Source organism: Allobosea sp. Root381 (genome assembly GCF_001429395.1).
Classification (GTDB): domain Bacteria; phylum Pseudomonadota; class Alphaproteobacteria; order Rhizobiales; family Beijerinckiaceae; genus Allobosea.
This window is the reverse complement of record NZ_LMJT01000017.1, coordinates 13,663-27,526: the sequence shown is the minus strand read 5'-3', so window position 1 is coordinate 27,526 and position 13,864 is coordinate 13,663. Positions and strand designations below refer to the sequence as shown.

Annotated in this window: 5 protein-coding genes; 3 read left to right on the top strand and 2 right to left on the bottom strand. The window is 66.6% G+C overall.

Going from position 1 to position 13,864, the window contains the following annotated elements; translation table 11 throughout:
* Nucleotides 1-120 precede the first annotated feature (120 nt).
* Nucleotides 121-759: a response regulator transcription factor gene (locus ASE63_RS15470; RefSeq protein ID WP_056802810.1), complete on the bottom strand. Its 639-nt coding sequence runs from the start codon at nt 757-759 to the stop codon at nt 121-123.
* The gene (locus ASE63_RS27320) at nt 725-2,173 is read right to left on the bottom strand and encodes an ATP-binding protein (protein ID WP_156410392.1); all 1,449 of its coding nucleotides are present in this window, start codon (nt 2,171-2,173) and stop codon (nt 725-727) included. Before ASE63_RS27320 ends, ASE63_RS15470 begins: the two co-directional genes overlap by 35 nt.
* Nucleotides 2,174-2,440: 267 nt before the next feature.
* Here ASE63_RS27320 and ASE63_RS15455 point away from each other — a divergent pair, with 267 nt between their 5' ends.
* From ASE63_RS15455 to ASE63_RS15445, 3 genes are all read left to right on the top strand, one after another.
* Nucleotides 2,441-9,682, top strand: coding sequence for a peroxidase family protein (locus ASE63_RS15455; RefSeq protein ID WP_056802801.1), 7,242 nt, complete (start codon nt 2,441-2,443; stop codon nt 9,680-9,682).
* A 78-nt stretch (nt 9,683-9,760) separates the two neighbouring features.
* Entirely contained in the window at nt 9,761-11,542 is a 1,782-nt protein-coding gene (locus ASE63_RS15450; RefSeq protein ID WP_056802799.1) for a type I secretion system permease/ATPase, read from the top strand.
* On the top strand, nt 11,539-13,845 hold the full coding sequence (locus ASE63_RS15445) for a cadherin-like domain-containing protein (RefSeq protein WP_056802796.1): 2,307 nt from the start codon (nt 11,539-11,541) through the stop codon (nt 13,843-13,845). The genes ASE63_RS15450 and ASE63_RS15445 overlap by 4 nt, the downstream gene beginning before the upstream one ends.
* Nucleotides 13,846-13,864: the final 19 nt, after the last annotated feature.

The following is a 13,864-nucleotide window of genomic DNA, read 5'->3' as shown; positions in this document are numbered from 1 at the left end:
TCGGTCGAGACCGCATGCCGCGTTACCTCGACCAGTCCAGCCGAGCCGCCGGCTGGCGCCCGAGGCCGGCCGCAACGCAGGTGTGAACAGGCTGACGGGGCAACAAGAAGGACCCGCTCGTCATTGACCATTCTTCTGGAAGAAGATTGCTGCCTCGGTTCTGTTCCTTAACGACAGCTTCTCCAGGATGTTGGAGACGTGGAACTTGACCGTCTTGATGGTGCCGCCGGTGGCTTCGGCCACCTCCTGGTTGGTGAAACCCTGGGCTATCAGGCGCAGCACCAGGCGTTCCCGCGCCGAGAGACTGTTCAGCCTCTCGAGCTCCGGGCTGATGGTACGCAGGCTCTTGACCAGCCGGGCTGCCATGCTCGGCGGCAGATAGGTTTCGCCCCGCATCACCGTCCGGATCACCTCGGCGAGCTCGGAGGCCGAGATACCCTTGAGGGCATATCCGGCAACGCCGGCGTCGAGCGCATCGACCAAGGTCTCCTCGTCTTCGGACACCGTCAGGATCACCACCCTCGTGTCCGGGGAGTGCTTGCGCAAGGCCGCAGCCGCCTCCAGGCCGTTGCCCGGCATGGAGAGGTCGAGCAGGGCAACTTGCGGGGCATGGCGCTCGCAGAGGACAAGCGCCTCGTCCGCGCTCGCTCCCTCGGCATCGATGACGATGTCGCCCGCGCCGCTCAGCGCCTGCACCACCCCGCTGCGGAAGATCGAGTGATCATCAATGATCACGACCCTGGTCTTGTTCGTCTGCAAGCAACCCTCCCTGGAGCTCGATCGACATGGTCACGCGCGTCCTGCCCCGGTCGTCGGTTTCGAGCGTGAGCGTGCCGCCGAGGCTTTCGATCCGCTCGCGCATGCCGATAAGGCCGAGGCGCGGACCCGCTGCCTCGTCCCGCGCCGCCGGCGGCGTCCGGCCGCGGCTGCTGACGGTGATGCCGAGCCAGTTGCCATCGAGGCTGCAGCTGACCGTGCACCCGCCGCCGGCAGCATGCCGGTAGGCGTTGTTCAGCCCTTCCTGGACGAAGCGATAGACGCAGGCGCGTGCGGCATCGGCGACATCCACGACAATGGGTACGGCCTCCAGCGCGACCTGCGCGCCGGTGCGCATGACATGGGCCTGTACCGCCCGCGAGATGACCTCGGACAAGGTGAGCGCGTGCAGTTCCGGAAGAAGCGCCCCGCTGGCGATCGCGCGGATCTCGTGGATCGCCTCGGCCAGCGCGGTCCGGATCATTTCCCGCAGCCGCGTCCGCGCGCCCGGGCTCGACGCCGCGGCGAACTCGTCGAGCTTGAGCTGTGCGAAGCCGACGAGTTGGGCGGGCCCGTCATGCAGGTCGGCGCCGAGACGGCGGATCGTGTTCTCGTGGATCTCGACCGTCCGGGCGGAGGCGTTGCGTAGCCTGACGCCGAGCGCGCGATTGGCCGCCGCGAATTGCTCTGCCTCCGCGGCGCGGACGAGAAGTGCGGCCTGCTGGCGCTCGATGGTGCGCGTGCCGCGCCTGACGACGCCGTAGAGCCCGGCCATGATGACCAATGTGCTGGCAGCGACCGCGAGCCAGCTGATCAGCCTGATGCGGGCGAGCCCGTCTTGGAGAGGTTGCTTGATCTCGTGGATCTCGGCCACAGCGACGATCTCGCCGGAGGCGGCGAGTACGGGCGTATAGACCTCCAGGAAGGTCGCCTCGAAGCCACGGCTGCGATGCTCGGCGGTCTGCAGGTCGGTGAAGTCGGAGACGACCTCGCCGGCGAAGGCTTCGCTCAGTGCCGTCGGCGGCGTGAACTTCCGGCCGATGATCTCGGGCGAGTTGGAATAGGCTACCGTGCCGTCGCGCAGCCAGATCTCGAGATAGGGAAAACGCTCGCTGATCGCCGGCCCGGCCATCAATTCGTCGAGCCGGCTCAGGGATGATGGCGACAGGGTGCCCTGCCGGCCGAGCTCTTCGGCGAAGGGGGCGACGATGCTCTGGACGAAGACGGCGGAGTACGCGGCCGTGTGGTTGATGGTCGCTTCGGCGACGAGGCGCGTCACGGCGATTCCGGCACCCACCATCGCGAGGAGCAGCAAGAGCCCACCGGTCAGCAGGAACTGCGTCGAGAGGCGCAGCTCCGGCAGCGTCGCGATGTCACGCGGCGGTACCGGCAGGGAAGGTGGGCTCGCCTCCTTCACGAGCATTCCGCGGACGCTGCGATCATCAGCCGGACACCCTGGTCCAAGGTCTAGGTTGAAGCCTGCCGATCGACTAGTTGATCGGCGGGCCTAGAGGCTAGTTTGTAATACGGCAATACGTCGCAGAAAATCGTGCGACCTTTCTCGATAATCATTCTAATAAAATATCGGCATATTCGCTTAACGAACAATTAATCTGGGATGTTCCGGCAATTTCGATTGCCGCGCACTGCATCTCTTCTGCGACTTTCGTTAGGTGAGGCTGCCATGAAGCTCAACGCGCACGATCTCCAGTTCATTCTCAAGCAGATCGAAATTGCCGAGCAGCACAGCGCGATGATCGCTGGCGTCTCCGGCACCGACAGCATCGACCAGATCGGCGATGCTCTCAGGGAACTCGTGGACAATCCGCTGCTGCCAAACGGGTTGCGCACCGTCGATGGCAGCTACAACAACCTCGTGCCCGGCCGTGAGCGCTGGGGCGCCTCGGGCGAGCCCTTCCCGCAGCTGACGCAGCCGAACTGGGTCAACGAGGAGGACGACGCCCTGATGTTCGGGACGCCGACCAATCCGGTCTGGCTCAACAACAACAACTACGCCTCGACCGGCGGCACGGCGCTGGCGCCCGGCCAGTTGGCTCCCGGCACCGTCGTCGATGCGGATCCGCGCATCATCTCGAACCTGATCGTCGACCAGACGCTCGACAATCCCGCCGCCATCGCTGCGGCGCTGCGCCATGCGGGCGTATCGGAAGCGCAGATTCCCGGGCTCGTGACCCAGATCCGGGCCGCCCATCAGGCTCAGCCGGGTGCTCTCGCGGCGCTCGACGCGGCCGAGGCGGCACTGCTCACGGCTCAGGAGGCCCATAATCAAGTTTTGGAGGACATTGCCGCAGCCGAAACGATCGCCGAGCTGCAGCCTCTGCTCGCGGCGCTTGAGATCGCAAGCAACGCCGTGACGGCCGCCACGCAGGGGCGCGACGATGCCCTGGCTGATGCCGGAGCGCTGGCGGCGCTGCTCGACCAGCATGGGGTCGAGCTTGACGGCAACACCGTTCTGCTGCCGAACGTCGCGCCGGATGAGGGCCTCTCCGCGCCCTATAATTCCTGGTTCACGCTCTTCGGCCAGTTCTTCGATCACGGCCTCGACCTCGTGAAGAAGGGCGGGAACGGCACCGTCTACATCCCGCTCCAGCCGGACGACCCGCTCTACAACCCGGCCACGCCGCACACGAACTTCATGGTGCTGACGCGCGTCTCCGTTGATGACGAGGCGGCCAACGTCACCACGCCATGGGTCGACCAGAACCAGACCTACACCTCGCATGCTTCGCACCAGGTCTTCCTGCGGGAATACGAGCTCGGCCCGGACGGTAAGCCCGTCGCCACCGGCCTGCTGCTCGAAGGCGCCAATGGCGGCCTGGCGACCTGGAAGGACATCAAGGACCAGGCGCGAACGATGCTCGGCATCGAACTCACCGACGCCGATGTCGGCAAAGTTCCGCTGCTGCGAACCGACCCCTATGGCAGGTTCATCCCGGATCCGGACACGGGCTACGCGCAGGTGATCGTCGGTGTCGGCCCCGACGGGGTGCCGAACACCGCCGACGACCTCGTCATCTCCGGCACACCCACGGCGCCGGCGAGTCTCGCCAGCGCCGTCCGCCTGCCCAACGCCTTCCTAGACGACATCGCTCATGCGGCGGTGCCAGTGCTGATCGGCGGCGTGCTGCAGGCCGACAGCGACAGCGCGACTGGATATTCCGGCGCCTTCAATGAGCGCGGTCAGCAGACCTCCTACGACAACGAAATGCTCGATGCGCATTTCATCACGGGTGACGGCCGCGGCAACGAGAACATCGGCCTGACCGCCGTCCACTACATTTTCCATGCCGAGCACAACCGACAGGTCGAGGAGATCAAGGCGACGATCACGGCATCGGGCGATGCGGAGTTCATCGCCTCGTGGAAGCACGCCGATGGCAGCTGGGACGGCGAGCGTCTGTTCCAGGCGGCGCGCGTCGCCACCGAGATGCAGTACCAGCACCTCGTCTTCGAGGAGTTCGCCCGCAAGATCCAGCCGGACGTCGACCTCTTCATCGTCGAGCCGGATGTCGACCTCAACCCGGCGATCTTCGCCGAGTTCGCGAATGTGGTCTATCGGTTCGGTCATTCCATGCTGAACCAGAGCGTCGACCGCATCTTCGCGGACGGCTCTCCCGACAAGATGCGGCTGTTCGACGCTTTCCTGAACCCGCTTGCCTTCGAGACCACGGATGTGACGCAGGCGCAGATGGCGGGCGCGATCGCGCTGGGCATGTCAGCCCAGCGCGGCAACGAGATCGACGAATTCGTCACCGACGTCCTGCGCAACCAGCTCGTCGGCATCCCGCTCGATCTCGCCGCGATCAACATCGCCCGCGGCCGTGACACCGGCATGCCGACGCTGAACCAGGCTCGCGCCCAGTTCCAGGAGCTGGCCAACGGCGACACGCTGCTGCGGCCCTATACGAGCTGGTCGGATTTCGCGACGAACCTCAAGAATCCGGAATCGATCATCAACTTCATCGCCGCCTATGGCACGCATTCGACCGTCACTTCGGCGACGACCGCCGAGGCGAAGCGCGACGCGGCAATCAATCTGGTCTTCGGCGGCGTGAACGCCCCCAGTGATCGCCTGGAATTCCTCAACGGCACCGGCGCCTATGCCGAGAAACGCGGCGGCCTGGACAATGTCGACCTCTGGGTCGGCGGCCTGGCCGAGAAGAAGATGGCCTTCGGCGGCATGCTGGGCTCGACCTTCTCCTTCGTCTTCCAGCTGCAGATGGAGAACCTGCAGGACTCCGACCGGTTCTACTACCTGTCGCGGGCCCAGGGGCTGAACTTCCTCACCGAGCTCGAGAACAACTCGCTGGCGAAGATCGTCATGCGCAACACCAATCTCGGCGAGCAGGGACTGGCCCTGCCGGCCGACATCTTCTCGGTGCCCGACCACGTCTTCTACGTCGACTACCTCAAGCAGATGCAGATGACCGGGCAGGTCGATCCGCAGCACGACAACCCCGTGCTGCAGGCGATCTCCAGCCTGGTCGAACGCGGGACCAACTACTTCCGCTTCAACGGCAACGACCACATCGTCATCCAGGGCACCAGCGGCGACGACCACATCGTCGCGGGCGGCGGCGACGACACCGTCTGGGGCGGCGCGGGCAATGACCGCATCGAGGCCGGCTATGGCGTCGACTCGATCAATGGCGGCGAGGGCAACGACATCATCACCTCGGCCGGGACCGATATCGGCGCAGTCAGCGTGCTCAAGGGCGAGGCCGGGCATGACGTGATCGTCGACGGTACCGGCATGTCGCTGATCTTCGGCGGCGACGGCCAGGACTACCTGGTCTCCGGTGCCGATGACGGCGAGATCCGCGGCGGCGAGGACAACGACTTCATCGTCGGCGGCGACGGCATCAACATGCTGTTCGGCAACGAGGGCGACGACTGGGTCGAGGCCGGAGGCGGCTTCGACTACATCGCCGGCGACAATGGCGAGCTGTTCTTCAACTCGACCATCCTCGGCCATGACGTGCTCAACGGCGGATCCGGCGACACCGACTACGACGCGGATTCGGGCGACGACATCATGTTCGGCGGCGCGGGCATCCAGAAGTTCATCGGCATGTGGGGCCATGACTGGGTGACCCACAAGGGCGAGCAGACCGGCGCCAACTCCGACATGAAGGTCGACATCTTCACGACCCTGCCGAACGAGGTGCTGCGCGACCGCTTCAGCCAGGTGGAAGGCCTTTCCGGCTGGCAGCATAACGACGTGCTGCGCGGCGACGACCGCGCCGGAAACGGTGCGGAGGGCGGCACCACCACCGATCCGACGCCGGAGACGGGCTTCCGCTACAACGAGCTGAACCGCGCCGCGATCGACCGCATCGCCGGGCTCGACCAGATCGTCACCGGCGACTTGATGGTCAATGGCCAATACTGGGCCGACGGCTCCTGGGAAGACGGAAAGACCGGCACGATCGAGGACATCTTCGTCGGCGGCAACATCCTGCTCGGCGGCGGCGGCAGCGACGTGATCGAGGGCCGCGGCGGCGACGACATCATCGATGGTGACCGCTATCTCAACGTCCGCGTCAAGATCAGCGACGAAGATGGCAACCAGCTTGCTTCCGTCGACTCGCTGACGCAGGTGATCCAGAACGCCACGGTCGATGCCTGGAACGGCAAGACGCTGCCCGAGCTCATGGTCAGCGGCGTGATCTCGCCGGAGCGGCTGTCGATCGTCCGCGAGATTCTCGACGGCGGGTCCGCGGATGATGTCGATACCGCGGTCTACTGGGATGTGCGCGAGAATTACGAGATCACCTCGAACGCGGATGGCAGCATCACGGTCGCGCATATCAGCCAGACGGGCGGCGCGATCGATCCCGTAACCGGGCGCAACCGCGTCTCGGACGGTGTCGACCGGCTCTACAACATCGAGAAGCTGCAATTCGCCGATGAGACGATCACCTTCTCGCCGCCGGAGCTGAAGCTCCATGCCTTCAGCGCCGCTGGCAACTACGCCACCAGCTTCGGCCAGGGAGGCTATGGCAATTCCTCCGGCTCGATCGCCTGGGGACCGGACTGGACGGAGAGCGACGACGGGGCGAATGTGAGCAACAACGGCCAGATCACGCTGGCCGGATCGGCGCTGCGCTTCGGGACCGGCAACGGCGCGATCATCACGAGGGAGCTCGACCTGTCCACCGCCGCATCGGCTCAGCTGAGCTTCAGCGCCGTGGCGAACAATCTCGATGCCGGGGAGCAGGTCACGGTCTTCTTCTCGGCCGACGGCACGACCTTCGAGCCGCTCGGTACGATCGGGGGCAGTGTTAGCAGCACTCCGACCTTCGATCTCGTCGGGCCGTTCACCGCTGCTGCCAAGATTCGGTTCGAGGTGTCGGGCATCGACAACGGCAATGAGAGCGTCGTGATCGACAACCTGCGGGTCGATCTCTTCGTGCCCTCGGCCGCGCCGACGACCGATCTCCAGACGAGCTACACGGAGAACGGGGCGGGGGCTGCGATCGCCAACCGTCCGGGCATCACCGACGACGGCAGCGAGATCGCCTCGGCGCGGATCGTGCTGACCAACGCTTCCGCAGGGGATCGGCTCTTCGTCCAGGGGGCGCTGCCGCAGGGAATCACTGCGGCGATCAACACCAGCGTGGCGGGCATCATCACCTTGACGCTGTCCGGCGAGGCGTCGCTCGCCGCCTACCAGTCCGCGATCCAGGCCGTCCGATTCGAGAACACCAGCGACGCGCCCGCGGCAGGCCAGCGCCTGATCGAGATCACGGTCAATGACGGTATCGTCGACAGCAATGTCGCCGTCGCCAGCATCAATGTCGTGCCGGTGGACGACGATGTGGTGGCCAACAACGATACGGTCATCACCAATATCAGCGGCACGACGAGCATTGTGGTGCCGAAATGGGCCCTTCTCGCCAACGATGTCGATCCCGACAGCCCGATCAGCATCACGGGCGTCGGCAACGCCAACAGCCTGACCAACCTTTCGCACAATGCGAGCTCGGTGAGCTTCACCGATCCCACGACCGGAAACGCCGGAGGCAGCTTCACCTACACCGCCACCGGCGCCCCCGGCGATACCGCCAATGCCACCGTGAACGTGACCCGCGACGTCAACGGCACGGTCGATGGCACGGCGGGCAACAACATCCTGATCGGTAATGATGCCGCCAGCACCTTCGACGGTGGCCTGGGCAACGACATCATCCTCGCCGGCGGTGGCAACGATACCATCGTCTGGAACGCCAACAACGCCCAGGCGAACAGCCTCAACGGCAGCGACGGGCGCGACATCGTCGATGGCGGGGCCGGGACGGACGACACCTTCGTCATCAACGGCAACACGGCCAACAACGTCGCCGAGTTCTACCGGATCTATTCCCGGGAGGCCGCGGAGGCGGCGGGCATTACCGGGCTGAACGCCGGCACGGAGATCGTGATCACAAGGGGCGGCACCACGAATGCGGCGGTCATCGCCGAGCTGTGGAACATCGAGGAAATCGTCGTCAACACGGACAATGGCAACGATACGGTCCAGGTGATCGGCGACTTTGCCAATACCAGCCTCGACGTGAACACGATCACGATCAACGGCGGCGCGGGCGACGACACCGTCGACATCTCGGCCCTGACCTCGGCGCATCGCATCGTCTTCCGCTCCAATGGCGGCAACGACACGATCATCGGCAGCCTCCGCCCGCAGGATGTGGTCGAGCTGCCGGCCGGCAGCGACCCTGCCGACTACGAGCGTAGCTTCGATCCGGAGACCGGCATCTCGACGCTCTCCAACGGCCAGCACCAGATCTGCTTCTCGGGTGACTTCGATCCGGTGCTGTCGGTCGGCGATGACGATGACGATGACCATCATCACGACGATGACGATGACGATGATGAGGACGAGGACGAGGACGACGACGGCGAAACCTGCGTCAATGACGACGACGATCAGGACGACGACCATGACGATGATGAAGACGATTGTGGCTGCGACGACGACAACGCTGCGCCGCCGGCCTCCGGCGGGGTGCGGACGGGAACGGCGCAGACCGATGTCCTGATCGGCTCGGCTGCCGCGGACAGCATCGTCGGCTTCGCCGGTGACGACGTCCTGATCGGGAATGGCGGCGACGATGCCATCTCCGCCGGGGAGGGCGCGGACCTGGCCGAAGGCGGTGCCGGCAACGACGTCCTGGCGATGGGCGGGGGCGACGACATCGCCTTCGGCGGCGAAGGCAACGACCTGCTCTTCGGCGATGCCGGCGACGACCGCCTCTTCGGCGGGGCAGGCGACGACCGGCTCGAAGGCGGCACCGGCAACGACTTCGTGGTCGGCGGTGCGGGCAACGACCTCTTCGTCGCCAGCGCGGGTGACGGCAACGACACCTATTACGGGGATGACCTCGAGGGCGGCACCGGCATCGACACGCTCGACATGTCGGCGATCACCGCCAACATCACGGTCAATCTCGGAACGGGGCTGCTGGGCCGCGGCAATGCCTACAGCTCGCAGACAGGCTCGGACACGCTCTGGTCGATCGAGAACGTCGCGACGGGCTCGGGCAACGACACGATCACCGCAAGTGACGCCGTGAACGTGATGGAGGGCGGTGCCGGCAACGACACCTTCCGCTTCACCAGCGGGCAGGCGGCCGATGGCGACACCATCCTGGACTTCGAACCGGGCGACCGGCTCGACCTCTCGGGGATCGACGCCGACCGCGGAACGGCGGGCGACCAGGCCTTCACCATCGTCAGCGGCAGCGAGTTCACCGCCTCTGCGCAGCTGCTGGTCACCTACGAGACCCGTGAGGACGGCGAGTACACGGTGCTGCGGGGCAATGTCGATGGCGGCCCGGATGCCGACTTCGAGCTCAGCCTCAAGGGCACCCACGTCCTGAACTCCGGCAACGTGACGCTCTGACGCGTCGCCAACCACCGCCCCGGCCACGCGCCGGGGCGGCATCCGGGTCGAGTACCTCCCATTCGAGAGTGCAGTTCCATGTCGGGTCAAAGCCTGAATCTCGCGCGTCGGCGCGATGCCGCAAAACTGACCGAAGGGATGCGCGGGGTCGTCGCCTACCTTCTCGGGATTTCCTGCGTCATCAACGTTCTGGCCCTGACCGGCTCGCTCTACATGATGCAGGTCTATGACCGCGCCCTGACCAGCGGCAGCGTGCAGACCCTGGTCGCCCTCTCGGTCATCGCGCTCGGTCTCTATGTCTTCCAGGGCGGCTTCGATGCCGTCCGCACGCGGATGCTGGTCCGGGTCGGCGCGCGCTTCGACCATAATGTCGCGCCGATCGCGCATCGCGTGACGATGGACATGCCACGCTTCGGCTTTTCCGGCACCGAGGCGCTGGAGCGCGGCCGCGATGTCGACACGGTGCGTGGTTTCCTCTCCAGCCAGGGGCCCGGCGCGCTGTTCGACCTGCCCTGGATCCCGATCTATCTCGTCTTCATCTACCTGCTGCATCCCTGGCTCGGCGCCTTGACGCTCGCCGGCGCGGTGGTGCTGACGCTGATGACGCTGGGCGCCGAGGTGATGGCGCGGCGCAGCACGACGCAGGCCCGGCAGGCCGCGATGGCTCGCAACGCGATCGCCGATTCCAACGCGCGCAACGCCGACGTGATCAAGGCGATGGGCATGGCGGAGCGCGCCGCGCGCCGTTTCGCCGCCGCCAATGCCGAGCATCTCGACCTGCAGACCCGCGCCAGCGACGTGTCCGGTTCCTTCGGCGCGGTCTCCAAGGTTTTGAGGATGGTGCTGCAATCGGCGGTGCTGGGCCTCGGCGCCTTCCTGACGATCGGCGGGGAGCTTTCGGCCGGCGCGATCATCGCGGCGTCGGTCGCCTCCTCCCGCGCCCTGGCGCCGGTCGACCAGGCGATCGCCAACTGGAAGCCCTTCGTTGCGGCGCGGCAGAGCTTCGCCAGGCTGCGCGAGACCATCGTCGCGCTCAGCAAGGCCGGCGAGCCGATGCCGCTGCCGGCGCCGCATCGCGGCCTCAGGGTCGAGCGCATCACGGTCGCGGCGCCGGGCAGCGGCCAGGTGCTGCTCAGCGATATCAGCTTCGAGGTCGAGGCCGGCAAGGCGCTCGGCATCATCGGCCCCAGCGGCGGCGGCAAGACCACGCTGGTCCGCGCGCTTACCGGCATCTGGCCGACCCTGCGCGGCGCCGTGCGGCTCGACGGCGCCGAGCTCGACCAGTGGCCGGAGGAGGATCTCGGCCGGGCAATGGGTTATCTTCCGCAGGAGGTCGGGCTGCTCGACGCCACGGTGGAGGAGAACATCTCTCGCCTGGCCGAAGCCGGGGATTCGCGGGCCGTGGTCACGGCTGCGACCGCGGCCGGCATCCACGACATGGTGGTGCGGCTCCCCGGCGGCTATCGCACGCCGCTCGGTTCGCAAGGGGCGGCTCTCTCCGCGGGCCAGCGCCAGCGTATCGGACTGGCGCGCGCGCTCTACGGCAACCCCTTCCTCGTCGTCATGGACGAGCCCAACTCCAATCTCGACGGCGAAGGCGAGGCGGCGCTGACGCGGGCGGTGGAGCAACTCAAGGCCCGCGGCGCCATCGTGGTGATCGTGGCGCATCGCCCCAGCGCGCTGATCGCGGTCGATTATGTCGGCGTGATCCAGGGCGGCAAGCTCAGCGCCTTCGGCCCGCGCGACCAGATCATCAAGCCCGGAACGGCTGCGCCCAAGGAGGCAGCGAGGCCTGCACCCGGCCTGCCGAATGTCGGTGCGTTCTCTCCTGAAGCCCTCAACCAGCGGGTGTCGGCATGATCGACGTCAAGGCCGCGCGCCGCACGCAAGAGGCTCCATCAGCCGCGCAGATCTATGCGCAGGGCGGCGAGGCGCCGCCGGCACGGTCGCGCATCGCGGTCGTCCTGGTCGGGGCGGTGATCGCGCTCGCCTCCTTCGTGCAGAGCCTGTTCGCGCGGGATGCGGCCGAGGCTCCCCCGCCGCCCAAGCCGGCGACCGGCGAAGATGAGGCCGGCGCCGCCCCGCCCGACGAGCGCCACGCCGCGCAGGCGGAGGAGAAGGAGCGACGGCCGGACGAGCCGGCGCCGGAGGACGAAACCGGCTCGATCGGCCGCGAGTTCGATCAGGCGATCGGCTCCGGTGGTCCGGGGCAGCCCCTGCCCGGACTGCCGGACTACCTCAACATCGATTCGCCGGCGTTCGATTTCGCGAGCTATCCCTTCGTGCCGATCGGGATGCAGCCGCCGGAAGGCTTCGGCGCGAGCAACGACAACGGCTTCCGGGTTTCCTTCTGGGCGTCGGGCTCAGGCGGCTTCGGTGCGCTGCCGGGGGTATCGATCGACCCCGCGGTGCGCGTGCCGGATTTCGGCGGCTGGCCGCCGTTCGGCCCGGGGCCTGGGCCGGGCTACGACGATGACGGCCATGATCCCGGCCCGGGGCCAGGTCCGGGACCGGGGCCGGGCCCCGAGCCCGGCGTCCGCAACCGGCCGCCCCGGGTCGGCCCCGCCTTGCGCCTGGCCGATCTCGGTGGTTGCCAGACGGTGACGCTGACCATGGCCATGCTGCTTCTCGGCTCGAGCGACGCCGATGGCGACGCGCTGCGGGTGATCAACCTGCTCGCCTCGCGCGGCCAGATCTCGCAGACGGCCGATGGCTGGATCTACACGCCGGAGCCCGGCTATTTCGGCCCGGTCACGCTGAGCTACCAGATCACCGATGGGCGTTACTCCGTGCAGCAGACCGCAGGCTTCGACGTCGTCGAGGTGCTGGTGCAGGTCGGCACGCAGGGCAGCGACGAGCTGATCGGCACCGAATGCCGCGACCATATCGAGGGGCGCGGCGGCAACGACCTGATCGACGGCCGCGGCGGCGACGACGTACTCCTTGGCGGCGCCGGCAACGACGTCATCTATGGCGGCGACGGCAATGACGTGATCGAGGGCGGCGACGGCGACGACATCGTCTTCGGCGGGGCCGGAAACGACATCATCCGGGGTGGAGCGGGCAACGACCAGCTCCATGGCGAGGATGGCGACGACGTCATCTATGGCGATGCCGGTAACGACGTGATCTTTGGCGGCGCCGGCAATGATCGCCTGTTCGGCGGTTCGGGCGACGACCACATCTCCGGCGGTGTTGGCGATGACGTGATCTTCGGCGATGAGGGGCGCGATTTCCTGTTCGGCGGCGACGGAAATGACGAGCTCCATGGCGGCGACGGCGACGACGTCATCGAAGGCAATGACGGCGACGACAATCTAGCAGGCGATTCCGGCAATGACGTGCTGTTCGGCGGCGCCGGCAATGACCGCCTCGAAGGCGGCGCGGGCAACGACGCGCTCTTCGGCGAAGCCGGGAACGACTGCCTGATCGGCGGCGAGGGCGACGACTATCTCTCCGGCGGCGACGGCGATGACGAATTGCATGGCTCGGCCGGCAACGATGTGCTGTCCGGCGGCGCCGGGCGCGACCACGTCGATGGCGGCGAGGGCGACGACACCGTCATCGTCGATGCCGATTGCGTTTCGGATGTCTACAAAGGCGGCGCGGGGCAGGACACGCTCGATCTCAGCCTGCTGCGGACCGACACGCTCGTCGATCTCGTCAGGGGCGATCTGCGTGGCGAGGAGGCCGGCAGGGACCGCATCGACAGCTTCGAGATCGTGGTCGGCGGCGCCGGTAACGACACCTTCGTGGTCGGAAGCCAGGCTGCTGTCACTCTTTCGGGCGGGGAAGGCTGCGACACCTTCAAGTTCGAGGTCGAGGGGCGCGACGCCGATGAGGAAGCGGGCGAGCTGATCCACCGCATCCTCGATCTCGAGGTCGGCGACAAGATCGTGGTGAAGCAATACACGCTGCGGCGCCGTGACGATGACGATGACGAGGACGATGATGATGATGATGACGACCGTCCGGACGATCCGGAGAATTTCGGCCGCATCTATCACGACGACGACGATGACGACGACCGGCCCTTCCGCTTCCGCATCGAGAAGGCCGGCGACAAGGAATCGACCTTCATCGACGTGACCGTGGAGCAGGATGGCGCAAGAGAGTTCTCGATCGAGATCTCCGGCTCGCACCGCTTCTACTATTACGATTGAACTCTCGGGTGGTGTCCTC